This window comes from Bacteroidales bacterium (assembly GCA_031275285.1).
Classification (GTDB): domain Bacteria; phylum Bacteroidota; class Bacteroidia; order Bacteroidales; family UBA4181; genus JAIRLS01.
This window is the reverse complement of sequence record JAISOY010000084.1, coordinates 1-18,314: the sequence shown is the minus strand read 5'-3', so window position 1 is coordinate 18,314 and position 18,314 is coordinate 1. Positions and strand designations below refer to the sequence as shown.

At 39.8% G+C, this 18,314-nt stretch carries 10 protein-coding genes and 1 pseudogene; 4 read left to right on the top strand and 7 right to left on the bottom strand.

Translation table 11 applies throughout. The annotated features are described in order from the left end of the window. Positions 1-572: 572 nt before the first annotated feature. A complete protein-coding gene (locus LBQ60_09015) occupies positions 573-2,483 on the bottom strand; it encodes a glycoside hydrolase family 127 protein (GenBank protein ID MDR2038049.1) in 1,911 nt (636 codons plus the stop codon). 204 nt (positions 2,484-2,687) lie between these two features. Here LBQ60_09015 and LBQ60_09010 point away from each other — a divergent pair. Further along, positions 2,688-2,855, top strand: a pseudogene (locus LBQ60_09010) (site-specific integrase). 123 nt (positions 2,856-2,978) lie between these two features. Next, positions 2,979-4,163, top strand: a complete 1,185-nt coding sequence (locus LBQ60_09005; protein ID MDR2038048.1) for a peptidase E — start codon at positions 2,979-2,981, stop codon at positions 4,161-4,163. A 569-nt stretch (positions 4,164-4,732) separates the two neighbouring features. On the opposite strand, the gene LBQ60_09000 is transcribed toward LBQ60_09005, so the two are convergent. The 6 genes from LBQ60_09000 to LBQ60_08975 all read right to left on the bottom strand — a co-directional run bounded on the left by LBQ60_09000 (position 4,733) and on the right by LBQ60_08975 (position 17,079). Next, entirely contained in the window at positions 4,733-7,861 is a 3,129-nt protein-coding gene (locus tag LBQ60_09000) for a glycoside hydrolase family 2 (protein ID MDR2038047.1), read from the bottom strand. A 224-nt stretch (positions 7,862-8,085) separates the two neighbouring features. After that, positions 8,086-9,228 carry a DUF4998 domain-containing protein gene (locus LBQ60_08995; GenBank protein MDR2038046.1) on the bottom strand — a complete coding sequence of 381 codons (1,143 nt, stop codon included), beginning with the start codon at positions 9,226-9,228 and terminating at the stop codon, positions 8,086-8,088. Positions 9,229-9,249: 21 nt separating this feature from the next. Next, positions 9,250-10,485, bottom strand: a complete 1,236-nt coding sequence (locus LBQ60_08990; GenBank protein MDR2038045.1) for a DUF4959 domain-containing protein — start codon at positions 10,483-10,485, stop codon at positions 9,250-9,252. A gap of 42 nt (positions 10,486-10,527) precedes the next feature. After that, entirely contained in the window at positions 10,528-12,441 is a 1,914-nt protein-coding gene (locus LBQ60_08985) for a RagB/SusD family nutrient uptake outer membrane protein (GenBank protein ID MDR2038044.1), read from the bottom strand. A gap of 15 nt (positions 12,442-12,456) precedes the next feature. Next, positions 12,457-15,882 (bottom strand): TonB-dependent receptor, encoded by a 3,426-nt coding sequence (locus LBQ60_08980; GenBank protein ID MDR2038043.1) that lies wholly within the window; start codon positions 15,880-15,882, stop codon positions 12,457-12,459. 186 nt (positions 15,883-16,068) lie between these two features. Then, positions 16,069-17,079, bottom strand: a complete 1,011-nt coding sequence (locus LBQ60_08975; GenBank protein MDR2038042.1) for a FecR domain-containing protein — start codon at positions 17,077-17,079, stop codon at positions 16,069-16,071. Between the two features lie 180 nt (positions 17,080-17,259). On the opposite strand from LBQ60_08975, the gene LBQ60_08970 reads away from it, so the two are divergent. Both LBQ60_08970 and LBQ60_08965 read left to right on the top strand, forming a co-directional pair. Then, a complete protein-coding gene (locus LBQ60_08970) occupies positions 17,260-17,775 on the top strand; it encodes an RNA polymerase sigma-70 factor (protein MDR2038041.1) in 516 nt (171 codons plus the stop codon). 79 nt (positions 17,776-17,854) lie between these two features. Then, complete coding sequence (locus tag LBQ60_08965) at positions 17,855-18,115, top strand: hypothetical protein (GenBank protein MDR2038040.1); 261 nt, start codon at positions 17,855-17,857, stop codon at positions 18,113-18,115. Positions 18,116-18,314 lie beyond the last annotated feature (199 nt).

Genomic DNA, 18,314 nt, shown 5'->3' with positions numbered 1-18,314 from the left:
TTACTTCTTCCATTCGCGAGATATCCTTCGGCTAAGTTCGCTCCATGAGAACGGATTAACATCGCTTTTATTTTTATAACGCAAACTAAGGGCTGACGCTAAGTTGATTTTTTAAGGTTTAAATGAACCCGGAGGCTCAACGAAATTAAACATCCATGATATATTGTCTCCAGCGAGCTTGTTAACTCATTTTCGAACGGCTGGCACATGAATGATTTGTCTCTACACAATTATCTTAATGGCTATTATCTCAATATTCAAAGTTCCGGGTTAAGAATTCCGTTTTTTACTCAGTCTTAAACATTGTACTTTGAATTTCACACTAAAATATTGACTCTTCATATTACACTACGCTAAATTAGTTATTTAGATTGGAACATAATGCAATTTACTCCTGAAAAAATCCTTTTGCCATTACCGTTGAAAGGGTTGTTTTCATTCCACCGGGAATAATCATGTATTGTCAATTTTCAGTTGACCGATGATAATTCTAAATTTAAAAATATACAAACGACAAAATAAACAGTTCAACAAATTTGATGGAAGTGGCCACCAATCAACGCAGGAAAAAGCTATTGCCCAGGAAGCGGCAACCAGGTACATACCTGTGATCCCGCCCACCCGTTTACGGAAGCATAATCAACCATACGTATATCACCTTCCGTGGTAGGAACCACAAATTCCATACGGGCATCAGCCCTGGTAGGCTTCACTTTACTTATCTTCACTATGTTTTGTTCACCCGCTTTTATCCGAACAGGTTTGTTATATCCGGGATCGATATTTTCATCGCGGGCCAACACGATCGGCCCCCAGATTATTGCCTGGAAATTATCGCCTTTCCGGTTACTGCCCCTGGGCGCATCCACAACACGACATTTCATTTCAAACTCTATCTCGATCAAATCACCTTGTTTCCACTTCCTGTCGATTGTAGCGTACTTACCAGAAGAAACCGCTATTTTTTTGCCGTTAACCATCACTTTGGTATTTTCACTCCAGCCCGGAATACGTAATTGAACGGCAAATTTTTCTGCTTTCCCTGGATTTACATGAATCATTACTTTACCGGATTGCGGATAATCAGTTTCAATGTTTATTTGCATAGCCCGGCCGGATGGTGTTGTTGCGGATATTTTTCCGGCATTATACAGGTTGATCACAGGCCCCGAAACGGAATTAGTTACTGCAACATATGGTATATACGCCAGGCCCATAGGACCATTCAGGTTACAGCAGGTTACATGCAGGTCATCAAAATGCCAACCCCAACCATGGCCGTTAACTTTTTTCCCGTTGAACAGATTGACATAGCTAAAGCCGTCGCCCGTAGGTTTCATGGCACCGAGCAATCCGTTGTAGATGTATTTTTCGATTTCGTCAACAGGTGAAGAGTCCCCGGTTAAGCGTAACATCTGGCTGCAAAACTTCATCCATGTGACTCCGACACAGGTTTCCATCATTCGTGTAATATCCGGATTGGTTTGTTCAAATGCCGTATTATCCCAGGCTTCACCGGCCACCATGGGATGGTAAGGCTGATCACCACCGCCATTTCCGATGATAGTAATTTCCTTTGTCCTGACATTGTTATAATAATTAACCAACATTTTTTTTATCGTAGGGTCTTCCGTTACACGGTAGTATTCGACCAAACCTTCAAATAATGAGGTCATCTCATAAGCTTTCGGATAATGCCCCGCCATCTTATACGGTTCCACATTATTGAGCGCCATTTCAAAGACATTATAGTGTTTGGTACCTCCCGCCCCGAAAATATAGGTGGCAAAATCCAGATATTGTTGTTGTCCCGTAAATTTGTACAAACGCATAAAAGGTTCCAGCAATGTACTGGACTCGATATGGCAGGGTTCATATCCTATATTCGTCGCACTCCAACCCAGATCCGTAATTTCCGTTTTAGGAGCCTTCCCTACCTGGTTAATGATGCAATCGGCTTGTTTTTTCAAACTTTCGAGTACTTTGGGATCAGGATTTACCCATTCGTAATATTCTTCCAATCCCAGCATGACATATTTACGTTCCCACATATCACCGGCCGGCCCGTCGGGTTGTTTGTCCACAGACGAACAGCTGATACTACCGTTGGGTTGCTGCGTAGACAATATATCCCGGACAGTTTCATCCAGTATTTTCTTCAGCTCCGGATCCTGGGTATAACGGTAAAACATACATGCGGAGCGTACCGCTTTTCCCCACATCTCACCCAGGGCAAATTGTGCCCGCCCTTTACGGAAGAAATCGACAAAGGAAGCATAAGGGATCACGCCCTTATTCCAGTTATCCATTGAATTTTGTATGTCTTTTTCAAGATAACCCGATAATTGCATGGAATGAGGCGGCAAAGGAAACTGTTGGTCTTTTACCTGTGCCGGTATAGTTGTTCCTAAAAAACAGATAGTAAAGAAACAAGTAAAAACTCTTTTACAAAAACATCTGTTCATACTAAAAGAAATGTTCATAACCTGATTATTAATTGATATTTATGTCCCCTAAATTGTCAAAATAATATTACTCCAAAACAAGTTACTCCCCGTCCTACTCTGAAGTACCCATTCTTCTCCAGCCCTCATACCGTATTGGAGCGATAAACATAAGGATTTTTTGGATGTTTATCAATAGTATGAGTAAAATTCATATCATCATGTTTATAAAATAAACTCCTCCGTAGAAAGAAGAAATAAGCAGATTCCAATATCCGACTATTGGATGTTCCCAAGCGATTAATAGAGAGATACAAAGGCTTAACGGTCGACAACCGCGTTTTCCCTGTTCCGAGCAACAGCAGTTGCAACGAGAAGCTGAAAAATACAGGCAAACAATGCGGTTTCAAGATGTAATTTTGGTTGACTTCCAGATATTTGATAAATTTGCTTTATTTATAAGATGGGAATTAAAGTGTTTTATTTAGAATATCACAAATAGGTAAATTAGTAAATCACAAAACAACAAAATTGATGATGAAACGAACAATTCTAACTTTTCTTGCACTTGCAATGTTTTTTGTTATTGGAATAGAAAATGTAAAAGCACAGCAAAATATCAATAAAAACAATGAAACTATTTTTATTTGGGGAGGTGATATCAATTTGAAAATGGTTGAATATATAGCTAATTTGACAAAAAAAGAAAGTCCGAAAATCTGTTACCTCCCGACTGCAAGTGCAGACAACCAGGATAACATTAAATATTGGGAACGCATTTGTAATACATTGAAATTAGATACAATAATCCTCAAAGTTTGGGTGAGTTCTTCAAAAAACAATCAATCCTTCGAAGATATTTTGCTTAATACCGACGCCATTGTGGTTGGCGGGGGCAATACCTTAAACATGCTTGGTATTTGGAGGGCTCAAGGGATAGATATTATCCTGAAAGATGCATTAAATAAAGGAATAATCGTAGCGGGAGGAAGTGCAGGTTCGATCTGTTGGTTTCAAAATGGAATCAGCGATTCCAGACCTATTAACTTAAGTGTCGTTGATGGACTTGGCGTATTACCTTATAGCAATTGCCCCCACTATTCACAAGGAGACAGAAGAGAATTATACCACCAGATGATAATAGAAAGGCAAATACCTTTTGGATATGCAAATGATGAATTAGCAGGCATACTTTTCAAAAATGGAAAAGCTGCAGAATTTGTTAGTCAAAGTGACAATCATAATTCTTATTTTGTTAATGTTGAGAAGGGAAAAATAAAATCTCAAAAACTGGACTCCAAAATTATATTGAGAAATAATGCTCTTCCAGAAGGTTGTTATTCTTCCCTGACGGTAGACAAGAAAATAAATGATTTACTATATGTCAATGACACATACTCTCCATTGAATGCATATATGATGGAAATCAAGACCACCCAACTAAATAATCCGGGCATGGATGAGTTGAAGAAAAACAAGATATTGGACATAAATGTGCCCAAAATATTCCTATATAACAATAAAATAGCCGGAGTTGTAAATGATGCTTACCTTGATTCTTTTGGCTATGGGTTATGGTATTTTTATAACTGTAAAGGCGTTTGGACAAGTATGGGAGAAGATATTGGTGGTGCAACAGTATTTGAAAGTGAAATTACATTCAGAGAAAAGGCAGGGATTATTATTAAACGTGCCGAAGAGAAATTGAATTGTGACTAACAAATTTGGTTAGATATTAAGAATCATCTCCAATGATAGGGGGTTTGCTTATTCTGTCCGTCCCAAAGATGTTGTAATTTAAATACATAGTATGGGAAAGTGCTAATTCACAATGAAATAATTCTCTAATTTATCTGAACACGAAGATATTATTCCAAGAACGAAACGTCAAGGCTGAAAAGAATTTTACCGGAAATCCCGAAAAAATGCTTATCCATACACCCGGGTTATTTGATAGCCTTACACCGCAAACTGATGTAAGACGCACTGTTAGTAGATCGTTACTTCTGAAATTCAAAACCCCGCAAAAAGCCCTAACTGTCAACCACTTAAGTCAAATCGATAAAAATCTAAAATAATCAAAGTAACTACCACAATTTACGATCAAGAATTAACTTTTCATTTACGGATTCTATATTAACATCTAAAGAATTCATAATTAATGATAAGAGTACTGATCCTTAAATCTTACTGATTTCTCTGATTTTCCTATATATTTTTACGTTTTTATAGCCATTACCGGTATAGTATCAATGTGGACATTTATCCCGATACGAACAACATTATTTTTATTTTGTACTAAATGATAACCGTACCGGACCAATTAACCCGGAAGGCAACAAAGGGGTTTCTTTGGTAAATTTCACCACATTGGTTTTAGTATAACGTTGTTCTTCAGGTAATGATTGATCTCCAATAATTCGGTTGGGCCAAAGATTTACAACGGTTATTTCCAATGAATTCTTACCTTTTTTCACAAAATCGGTAATATCTCCTCCAAAAGGCTTTTTCCACCATATGCCGACAGTTTTTCCATTAATTTTTATTTCTGCGATATGATGTAATTCGCCCAGATCCAATCTAATCCGGAAATTACGCATGACTTTCCCATCTATCTCAAATGTTTTTTTGTATATAGCAGTTCCTGAATAATATTTTATCCCGGGATCCGAATGTTCAGTCCAGGACATCAGTTCGGGAAAAACAATATGTTCAGGCCCTCCCCACGCAGGATCAAAAGATACCTGCCATGACTCATCCAGATAAATATTACCGGGAGGATTAACCCTGATTTCTTCTTCTTTACCGTTTTTGGACAAAGTGAAAATTCCTTCATGATGAAAACCCAGGCTACCATCGGACAAATGTTCAAATGGGATTTTGTCGAACGTTTTAGATGGCGATGGAAATATTTCCACACCATTCATTCTGATGACAGTAACAGGATCAGATTTTACGGGCCGACGAAAAACCACAAAAGCGGAACCGAAAGGATCAAGATACAATGGAATAGTAGTCTGGTCACCAGAAGAAACATATGTATTTACCGGAACGATCCTGCCGTTTTCCGGATACCAGATTTCAGGCTGCTGACCGGTAACTCGAAATGAACATGAAGTGTATTCAGGACGTTCCAAGCGATTGGCTATATAATATATTTCCAGATCGTTCGTTTCTCCATAATCGGAAACAGTACGATGAATATAATCAAGTTGCGTGGCCTGCTTATCTAGTTTTTTTTCAATAGCATGACCGCTTATGTATTCAAAATCAGGAACAATACCCTCATTTTCCAGTACTTCACGAATGGTTTTACCCCATATGACCTTCCCTTTTCCATAAACATTCTCAGTAACCCTGTCCCCATCTATATTTCCCCACATACGCCCGGCAGTTTCCGCCAAACGCTTCTCAGCGGTATCCATATTTTGTAACCCAACAATTGTTTCAGGTTTAGGTCCGATTATAACAGCTCCTTCTTTTACCATTTGCTCCAGTTTATCAAGCACCTGTATATTCACGGCTTTTCTTTCGGGTAAAACCAATACCCGGTAATTCATACCATCCGGGAGATATATTCTTCCATTACGGACACTCATGCGTTCAAGGATCACCTCGGTATTCACCACATCATAATCGTAACCTTCACCAAGACGAGGATCAATATGCTTTAACGGCACCTGATTAGGAACATTGTCTCCGTAATAAAAAGCGACATCGGCCACAAAAAGTCCCTGCGAAAGCATCATCGAATTACGGGAAGACCAATCGAGAAAAGCTTTTCCCTGTTTCCACCAGGTAACATTTGGATTGATATGTGTTCCGGCAAAATACTCATTACCTGGTTTACCTGCTTCCCTGGGTGAATGTGTAAAAGTATGTATGACAAAACGGTTCATCCCTTCGCAGAAAACCCTATCCATAGTAGGCTTCAACATCCATGGGTCACGTTCCCAGTGAGGGCCGATGGTTGTAGGTCCTTCGGCCTGCATGAAACGCTTACCATAAATATGTGCAGCTGATGCTCCCTGCTTGATATAAAGGCGTTGATGCGGTGCTACCCTATGTGTGTTGGCAATAGCCCAAAATTCACCCATTGGGATATCGCTTTGTCCGAGATTTTTCAATGCATCGATTGGAGCAGGATGCGGACCGCCGGATTCGGGGTGTAAGCCTAACCCATATCGATGAGACAATTCTTTGAATTTCTTGTAATGATTCCGGAAAATGAGATCAGCAATAGTACGGCGAAAATCATACAAAAAACGTTCGGAAAGATCATGGCTTTCAATGATTTTTCCCGCAACAACCGGCAGAAACTTCCTAATATCATATCCATTGTTTTCCGTGAAGAACTGTTCCATAAGCGGGGTCCAGTTAGCTGCACCCAATTCCCAACTGTCATCATGAAGATAATGCAACGATTTACTGCCTTTTTTTTGGAGATCCTGAATCAAAGGCAGGACAGCATGATTGAACTGTAGTTCCATCGCACCGGCATTCATATAATCGATCGCCAACCCTCCGGCGCCCGGACTGTGTGTCGATACTTTAACACCCGTTCCGGTATGACCGAAACGAAGGATTGCAAAGCGGCCTTCCGGGACATCCCAACTGATATCACCATTTTCATTTACATATTCACTGATATCGATCACGTCCTCCAGGCGGGCATGATAGCCGGAAAGCCCATCAGGAAGCGGACGGACAAAAGTCTCCCAGTCATAGCCCAATCCGTTGGGAGTTTGTGGTATCGAGATCGTATGTACGGCTTTGATGTTAAAATACGGCAAAGGTTGTACGGCTTCAGCCCCAGGCAACAACTTTATAGCCAATGTTGCTACCGGCTTAAAATAAGGTTTGGAGGAACCCTCATAAGTAAGAAGCTTACCGGGTAATGGTAACTTTTGGTTCAATCTTTGACCGCCTTCGACTGTTATTTCGCTCCAGACTAATTTTTGCGATGCATATTCAGGAGTTACCCATGGCCCCCCGTCATTCCAGCCGCTGGTAATGTTCAAACTGATTTCTATACCGAGGCTGTCGGCAATGTGACAAGAATAAGCAAACAATTCCTGCCATTCGGGACTCATGAACCCGGGACCTGCTTTTGAGCGAAGGATAGTATTATGATAGGTTAGTTTACCCGTATAATAACCTGAACTTCCAGCATCAAAAATAATGGCTCCGGCTATTCCGGCTTCTTTCATGGCTGTCAGATCATCAAGAATTCCCTGTTTGGTTATATATCCTTCGAGCCACCACCAATAAGCCCGTGTACGGGCATAATCAGGAGGGTTTTGAAAATCACTATCCAAATCAACACTTGGCTTAAATGGTACGGAAAATTCCTGAGCACATATATTTCCTGTCAAGAGAAATGCACAACAGATAATCAAGTGAAGTTTTTTTAACATGTATTTGTCCGAACTAAAACAACTCATATGAATTCCAGAATTATCAAAAAGTATTTATTTTTCAATATCACTAATAACCCTGTAAAGATTCCAACGTTTTTGAAATACTTTACAGGGTTTAAAATTACTTAGTAATTTACTTATTGAGTATAATCATCAAAATCTTCTGCTGCCAGACGATATGTAACTATCCTTATTAAATCAATATAACACATTGATTATCATCATAAATCCACTTCCTGTAATGTATATATCTCAAACCACATTTTTTTGATATAGACAGTGGCATCAGGCGCACCTGTAGCTACAAAATCATAACGGAACCTATGTCCTACACTTCCCCAACCATGGGTATTGATGGCTGCTTCACAATCGAATTTAAAGACTGCCCATTTTGATTCATCAGCGGCATCAAGACCTGTAAAATCAAAATGTAATTCCTCATTTGTAGAAACACCTCCCGCCGCATTAGGTTTTCCAAAAAACAATTGGGCATCATTAATTTCACGGCTGTTCTGATATTCAATGTAAAAATAAACCTTGTAATAAACCGCCAGGTTCAATGCTTCCGTCAAACCCTGCGTATGAATGTACGGATCATTACCTGTTTTAACCAGTTCGATATAAGTTCCATGATCTGTTACTGCAACGTCTTTTTTGGTTCCTGCCAAATCCAACGATGTGGAGACTTCCTTATAAAGCGCAGGCATAGTGATCTTTGGAATAGACGGCTCACTAGCAAATGTATCGATACATGAAGGCGGCACAAAAAAGCTGTTGATACTGAGTCCCCGCTTAAAATTTTCAATAACAGTGGTCGGTTCGCTCAATGTGATACTTTGTTGTACAGCCTGATCCTGTATATCAACATACTTCAGGATACACTTCACTTCATTTTCCGCCTGTCCTACCCATTCGATAGTCAACACTTCGGTGTCCGGATCGTAGAGAATATTCTTGGCGCTTCTGTTAAACAATGTGGCCCGGAAGTTATCTCCATACACTTTTCCAATCATTTCAGCAGGCACCGATGCAAGATCCTTGCTATTGAAAGCTTTGATACTAAATGCATAATTTCCCTCATCAAGCATGATCCTGTGCCTGACAGTATCCGCATTTTCCGGAATTTCCACCTGTACGGAATCCGTATAATTATTCCAGTAGATGCGGGCATATGAAACAGACGGGTCACTACCCCGCAGCCATGATATTTCAGCATATCCATCTCCCGAACGAAATCCGGGGGATATCGGTTTGCCCGGATAGACAGTACTGTTGGGCACCCGGTATTCTTTATAAATATCGTCCTGGTCCTTACATGAAAACGTCAATATGACGATAATAATAATATATAATAATTTATTCATATTCATATTTTTACATAAATATTATTTCACAAGTTGCCCATATAAATCTATTTCGGCAATAATAATCTGGCCTCCTTTTGTGCCATCCCATACTTCCTGTGGCCGTATCCTGAGAAATTTGACAGGACGGTAAGGGTTAGGGATTTCATCATTCGGGACCACCATGAATTGTTCACCTTCTCCATTACCATACACTTTATCTTCGTCTGTCGGAGAATTACCTCCCGAAGGCATTTTCGATTCAAACTTACCCAGGCAAAACCAGTCACCGCTCAGCAATAGGTCATCTCCGGGATCATCGCTATCCGATCCCCATAATTCTATCTTTTTAGGTGTTTTACCTACATATTCAAAATTCAAACGATGATGCATGACCATCCGGCTAATGATAGCTTCCCGGCCTAAAGTGAAGGTACAGGTATAAGGAAAAGCCGGTCCGGTATGACTGGAAGCAAATATATTAGCATTCCGTTGACTGTAAACACCGTCCCAAAGATTAGTAAATCCATAATTAGCATTACCTTCTGCTGCATCAATCCAATCGGAAGGTAATGCATATGCAGACCATGGTTTCGGGATTTCCTCTTCAAATAAGGGTTTGAGCACAAACTGTTTTGATTCTGTCCTGTTACCCCATCGATCTTTCATGTAAATATTGAAAGTCGTTTCAACAGAATCCATGTCTAAATAAGTGAAAGTAGATCTTATTTCAGACAAAGTAAAAGAACGCAACTGGATAAAGTTTCCCGTAAAAGTAGTGTCTGCCGACAATACCACAGTTAATGGAGTTTCAGCATCATTTTGAAAACCGCCCCGTACCCCACCGAATGCTGTCTCAAGTGTCAATGATTCAAAAGCAGTCAATACAGGAGGAATACCGGGTGTAACCTGATAAACAACAGATTCTGATGATTTCTCATTCTTCCCGACACTATAAATACTGATATCATAAGCACGGGATTCGTTAAATCCTTCCAACACTAATGAATCGATGAATAAAGAGGCGGTTGCTTCACGGACAACACCGGGCGCACTTTCATATTCCGCCCTGACATACAAAAGATTATCATCTTTTGGGAGCTTGTAATAGAGTACCGACCCTCCGGCAAAATCCCTGTGGGTAATGCTACTTTTATCAATTGCAACAGGAGCAGGCGCATTGGAATCAAGATGCTCATCCAGAGAGTCTTCCTTACAGGCTCCTGTGATAAGTATAACAATGATGGTGATGAAAAGATGATAATGATGATTTTTCATGGTCATTATTTTTAGTTTATATCATTTAGATTATTAACCGTTTTACCATCCTATATTTTGTACAAGATTTGGATTACCGGTTATCTCACTACTTGGGATCGGCCAGAAGTAATCCCTGAGAGTAAATTTCTGCTCGAAAATGGGCTTAGGGATATAATATGTTAAGGCATCGCTTTGCTTAACATCCCAACCTTGTATAGATGTCTGGTACATGTCAGTAGCAATCATCCAACGTCGAAGATCCCAAAACCGTTTTCTCTCAAAACATAGCTCTATCATACGTTCCTGCCTGATAATATCCCGTAAGCCATCCTGACGCGTATACTTATCATTATAGATGGAATAGTTACTCCAGGCATCTTGTACAGTGGCAAGGCCGGCACGTTGCCTTACCTTATCCAGATATTCCAGCGCAATCTCCCGGTTAGCGGTATTATTTTCCGCTTCATTAACGGATTCCGCATATAGTAAATAAAGGTCGGCAAGACGGAACCATGGCCAAACGTACCAAACTACGCTGTAAGAGGTTGCCGCATTCTGAACATTTTCAAAATGAATCCATTTCTTGACATAATAACCGGTGGGAGAACCGCTTTCCGCAACCTTCTGTTGGGGTTGTCCGGCTTTTGCCTGTACATAGAAGAGACTCGAAGGGGATTTATCATCATAATTTCCCTGTCCATACCACATCCCGTTATCGAATCCGAGCCATGCGTAAAAACGGGGTTCGCGGTCGAAATGCAAACGTGAGGTCTGGGCTCCTTCACGGACATATAGTCCTTCATTGGCATTCGCTACCCTAAGACTGTAACGGGTATTATATTCCCAACTACTGTCCTCGTTGATCGGGATACCATTGCTTGAATAAAACATCTCAGCAATTTTCAATGGCGGACCGAAATATTGCCGCATTCCTGAATGATCCTGATATCGGGTGTCTAATTTCGGGGCAGCTAATGTCTGAAAAGTAGTCACCTGTGCCTTGGTATCTCCCCAGATAATTTCATCATTCCATCTATCATTGATAGCATTGCGTAACGACATTTGTGTCATAATGGTATCGGTCAGCCTATATTGCCTGCTTCCAGGATATTCGTACAATTTTAGTCCAATATATTCACAAGCATCGATAGCTTCTTTGCAGGCTTCGGCAGCCCTCGCCCATTTCCCTACCGAGTATTCGCTGTTGATCAACTGGGTTCCATCGTGATTTTTCAGGGTAGCATGTAATGTGTTCCCGTTAAAGATAGGACTTGCAGCTGTAGTCAGAATCATTGCTTTTATTGTAAGTGCGATGGGAATGGTAATCCGTCCCAATTCATCACTAACGCTATATACTTCATATTCCAGATCAGGTATTGCTTCGTCTATCAGTTGAATTGCATAGTCCACTACATCATCCACTTTATTACGTGTAACTTTCACTTCATCCACACCAGCAGAAACCGACAGGCTTTCGCGAACAATCGGAACAGGACCGTATTGGCGTAACAGTAGAAAATGATAATACGCTTTTAGTACTTTAACCTCGGCAGTCCATAAACGACGATCACTTTCAGAGAAATCAGATGAGAGAGGCACCGTAACAATATTTTCGAGAAAAATATTACAATCGCGTAAGGCCTGATAAAAACGCGGCCAGAAATCCCAGAGAGGAGACTGTGCCGTTTGTAATCCTTCTGCATACTTGATCCCGTTTAAGCTAATTTGGGGATTCATTACTTCGGAATCAAACCATACTTCGTCCCCTCCGGTTATATCAACGGCAACCCCATTATCATGCGAGGTCAAATATGAATAACAGGTAAAGAGATACCTGAGAGCAGGCGTGCGCGAGGAAAATGCATTTTCCAGCCGGCTGGTACCTTCCGGAACAACATCGAGCCAGTCTGAACAGGAAGATATTGGCATCAAACATATCATTCCGATGATTAAATATTTTATTATATTTTTCATATCAAAATTTTCTTTTTAATTAAAACTCACATTGATACCTAGGTTATATACCCTTTGAATCGGATAACCCAATCCATTGCCGGCCATTTCGACGTCCCAGAGTTTAAATTTACTCCATAACAACAGGTTGGTACCACTAACATATAAGCGCAAATTGCTTATTTTCAACTTATTTTTCCAATTGCCGGGAATAGAATATCCTATTTCAGCCTGTTTCAGCCTCAAAAATGAGCCGTCACGCATCCACCAGGTACTTCGGGGGGTATTGTTACTGTTGTCTTCACGACCTAAACGAGGCCAGAAAGAGTAAAGGCTCCTGTTCTCTTCAGACCAATGGTCGTCGGCTATTGCTTTAAGCAGGTTGTTCTGCCCTATAAAAGGCTGTATGTTATCCGCCTCAATCCAAAACGATTCATTAGCCGCTCCCTGAAAAAATATAGAAGCATCAAAACCTTTGTAACCCATTGATAAACCAAATCCATAAACGATCTCGGGCACAGTAGGATTACCTATTGGGACACGGTCGATCTCAGTGATTCGCCCGTCTCCATTTACATCTGTATATTTAATGTCGCCACCGCCATACCATTGTGTGCTGATTTCCTGAGCAGGAGCGTTATTGGCTTCGGCATCATCTACAAACAAACGCTCGGCAATATAACCCCACTCCTGTTTCAATGATTTACCTTCATGTGAACGCCATGGTTCACTGTAAGCAGGTTCCTCATATACCAAAAACTCACTGGTGGCATAGGTGAAATTACCACGTGCCGAAGTCCAGAAATCAGTGGTCCAGTTTTGTTGGTATTCCAGGCTAAGATCAAATCCGGTACCATTAGCTTCACCCACATTTGCCCTTACTCTATCCCGGTCGGCTAAACCCATTGTAAGCGGGATAGATGAACGTGTCATTAATATGTTATACCGATGCTCTTTGAAATATTCGGCAATTAGGGTCAGTTTGTTCCACAATCCTATTTCTATGGCATAATTCTGCTTGGCTGAAGTTTCCCATGTAATATCTTCGTTGGCATAACGTATTACGGAAATGCCATTCTGACGGAAATTCAAATCCCTGCCGAACTGCATCCACCTGTTACCATCATTCATATTCATTTCTGAAAGATAGTAAAACCTATCTGTAGTTGAACCTATTTGATCGTTACCTACCAAACCATAGGAATAGCGGAGTTTCAGGTTAGACACCACCGACTTAATGGGTTCCCAGAATTTCTCATTAGAAATATTCCATGCTACACCCATTGAAGGGAAAAATCCAAAACGATGGGAATGGGAAAAACGTTCCGATCCGTTATATCCGAAATTAAACTCACCAGAATAACGTTTATCGTAGGAGTAGGTAACACGTCCGGACAACCCGATATTACGCGATGGCAAAGAAAGTTGCAGGCTGGATGTATTGGCATTAAGCGATTGTCTTGCAATATAGACCAACAGAGCGCTGACATCGTGTTTTTCGGCAAATGTACGGTTATAGTTCACCATTCCTTCAAAATAAAAAGTTGAATTTGTTACTTTATCCCCGGTAGGTTCGCCATAGCCTAAATAATCAGTGGCTGAATCTTCATTGGTGTTACGTAAAGTATATTCACCGGTCTGATAATTATATGTACTGATTTGATAGTAATAGGGATTATAGAAACGATTGACGGAAAACTGGGATAAGCGGGATATATTCAACATACCCCTGAACGAAAGTCCGTCGGTCAGGAAATTTAAATCCTGTTTCACTTCCACCTGCGCCAGTATTTGCGAACGATTCTTATCTTTATACCCACGTACAGATTCGGCATAGGGATTAGTATATAAATTGTCATAGTTTCCGAACATAATATGGTTCACATGGGCTGTTTGAGGGGTTACCGGATAGAAAGCAGGAAACATAACAGGATTTGACTTCATAATTTTCTTATACATATCCTCCCCACCTGTAATTGGTCCGCTATAATCATCAAAAATACCGCTCAGCCTAACGGTTAACTCCGTAATTTTGGTAATGTTCATGCTTACATTCGAACGCAGAGTGAACGATTTATTGTTGATATTGTTATTGAAATTATTTCGTTTATCTACTTTCAACATACCGTTATCATGGTTAAAGGAACCCGAAACATAATAACGGGCAACGGTTCCACCGCCGCTGACACTCATGTTGGCACGTTGATTCATGGTATATTTTTTAAATAACATATCCAACCAGTCATTAGAAGGAAACCGGACCGGATCTCTACCCGATTCCGTGTCTGCGATCTTTTCATCCGAATAGATCTGTGTTTTTGACGGGTCCCGGGTTTTCGCCGCTTCATTCTCAAGCCGCATGTAAGTAACGGGGTCTGCTAGTTCCACATTCCGGGTAGGCATCGACCATGAATTTTCCAACCTGACGGATATCTTTGCCGGACCTTCTTTTCCTTGTTTGGTAGTAACTATGATCACACCATTTGCACCCCGGGCCCCGTACAAAGCTGTTGCCGTAGCGTCTTTCATTACGGAAAAACTGGCAATATCGTCGGGTTGTAACCGCGCAAGATCGGTCGAAGTAAGTTCTATACCATCAATTAATATCAAAGGGTTGGTATTGGTACCGAAAGTTGTGATACCACGTACAAAGAAGTCGGCATTGTCGGCTCCTGGTTCACCGCTACGCTGATAGGCTATAATACCTGCCATTTGCCCGGCAAAAGCAGTGGTAAGATTACTATTCGGCACCTTAAGTTCGGACGGATTAATAGTAGTAACGGAACCAACCACACTTTCTTTCTTTTGCGTTCCGAAAGCCACTACCACCACTTCATCCAATGTTGCCGCTTCTTCCTGCATGATTATGGCTATAACCCTTCGATTCCCTATCTCTGTTTGTTGGGTCTGATAACCCAGAAAATGAAACAATAATACAGATGTATCACTGGGAACAGTAATGGTATATTCCCCGTTCACATCAGTAGCTGTTCCCTGGTTTGTACCACGAACCAATACATTTACTCCGGGCAATAGTTCGCCATAATTATCGGACACAGTACCTGTAATTCGTATACCCTGCTGATGCGGAGACATTAACGGGCTTTCCTCTTTTACCTTCAAGATAATATCTTTATCTTTTATGGAATAAGTTATTTTTGTCCCTTCCAATGCCTGATCCAGAACCTCTTTAATACCTTTGTCATGGGTATTAACATGTACTTTTACTGTCTTATCGATCAGATCATCATTATAGAAAAAGGAAAAATCCGTTCGGGATTCTATCAATTCAAGAAGTTCGCTTAACTCGACATTACTTTTGTTAATGGTTAATTTTACATCCTGTCCGTATATATTGGCAGTAGCACTCATTAATCCGGCAGTAAACAAAAGAATAAATATTTTCACTACGATCAATAATTTTTTTAAAAGCTTAAATTTTCGCTTTCTGAAATTTTTCATATTTTTGACTGTTTTTGATATGGCACCATTAACCTTGGGTGAGATCAAGATTAACGGGCTAATAGTTTTTATAAAAAACACCTTTAATGAGCCGGCAGATGGTCCAATATCATCCGGCTCTTTTTCATTCATTGAATCATCATTTACTTTTTCTCATATTTCATTTCTCATTAATGTTTAACAATTTCAATATTTCTCACTGATATATAGATGGTTGTTTTCTTTCCGAAAGTTAATAGGATAAACTTCACTGATATTTCCTAGTATATCTTCAAGTGTATGCTGTGGTGTAACCCTACCGGTAATCCTCTTATTTTCCAGCTTAGCAGGTAAATGTATTTCTAATTGATACCGGAATGAAAGCTGCCGGATCACATTTCCCAAAGATTCATCGGTAAACCTGTAGATACCATCTTTCCATTCTGTATAATAACCGGCATCAACAGCCGATATATTTACCGACCCCGTATAAGGGTTAATGCCAGCCTGTTGTCCGGGAAAAAGCCGTATTTGCTGTACAGTCTCTCCTCTCTCGTTCCGGGTATCTACGTTTACCCCTCCGGTAACCAAAGTAACAGCAATATGTGTATCAGGTATCGATTCCACCATAAATTCGGTTCCGGTCACACGCACATCAATATTCCCGGAATGAACAATAAATGGCCGGGATTCATCTTTTTCAACTTCAAAATAAGCGTTTCCATCTAAACATACGACACGCTTCTCCTTGTCAAATACCGGAGAATATGAAAGTTTACTGAAAGCATGCAACCAGACAATCGATCCATCCGGAAGTACATATTTCATGACACCTCCCTGGTTTTCCACTATTGAAGGAACAGGCTCCGTATTGTTTCCCCGGTCGATCACATACCAGAGTGCTGTGCCGAAAATGATACCGATAAAAACAGCAGCATATGTTATCCACCTGTTATATTTACGAATTCTATGAGATTTACCCGGCATAGTCCGTTTAACAGGTTCTAATCGGGCATCTAACTGTCTCCATTTTGATATCAGATCTTCATGTGACATCAATTTTTCATTATCCCAAATTTCCAGATACTGTCGAAATATTTCTTTATTCTCATCACTTTTACACAACCATTCGTTTAGATTTTTTTCTTCTTCTTTATTGATGGTATTTTGTAAAAACCGGAGAATAAGGGGAATAATATGTTCAGGAATTGATGACATGTCTTATCAAAATTTAACTTTATTTTAAACGTTATTATTATAAACAATCGAGTTATTGTATTTACTTAAAAGCCGATTCATTTTTTTATTTAATACTCCTATATTTTTCCCACCATCAAATTCTCTTGAAGAAAATTTGATACCTTTGTTTTATATATCCTTAAAAGTCAACAGCTGTTAATGATCCGTTCCGAGCAGTATAAAATAAGAATATTCCAGTCCTTATATGTAGAAAATGTAGCCGTTTTGATACGTTTTGCATTACGCTATGTTTCTCTGGATGCTGCCGAAGATATCGTACAGGAAGTTTTTCTGGATATCTGGAAAAATGAAAGAATTATCAATCAGGAGCTTAATTTTTCATATTTATTGACTGCCGTAAGAAATAAATGCATTAATCACGTCAAACAAAAAGAACTGAGAAACACACACATAGATAAACTGATTGTCGAATCCGGTGAAAATAATGTCCATCACCCCGTAGAAAAAAATATTGTCGAGAAAGAATACCTGCAAAGAATATACGACCAGATAGACTTGTTACCAAATAAATGCAAAACGATTTTTAAAATGGCTTATTTCGAGGAGAAAAAAAGCAGCGAAATTGCTGAGATCCTCAATTTATCCATCCGTACTGTTGAACATCAACTATACTTAGGATTAAAAACTGTCCGTAACCAGTTAAAAAGAAGGTGAAAATTCAACGTTTCATATAAACAATTATTTCTACTTATATCTTTCGCAATCGGTTGCGTTACTTTTTATTATTTATCAGATGTTTTTTCAAATATTTTATTTTTCTTTGCCACAAGAAGTAGTATCTCATTATTATGAATTGTCCGTCTCCTCGCTGGGGGATAAGTTTTGTGAAAAAATATTTATCTTTAAAACTCATATTTTTTTGTATCTTTTATCCGGTATATTATGCTTTCATACAAGCCTTGGTAACAGTGGCTTTGGCATAACTATTGCAGAGAGAGAGAGAGAGAGAGAGAGAGAGAGAGAGAGAGAGAGAGAGAGAGAGAGAGAGAGATAAGATTATGCGTTCAGGCGCATAGTAAATTTACACATATATTATATAGCCGCACCATTGTTTTTTGGCAATGGGCGGCTTTTTTTATTTTTCCCATCCACTTTAAAAATGAAGAAAAACAACTTTCCATGAGAGTTTGCGCCATTCCGTGTGCGCACACGGAATAATTCAAAAAAAATAATTTAAACTTAATATAAAATCA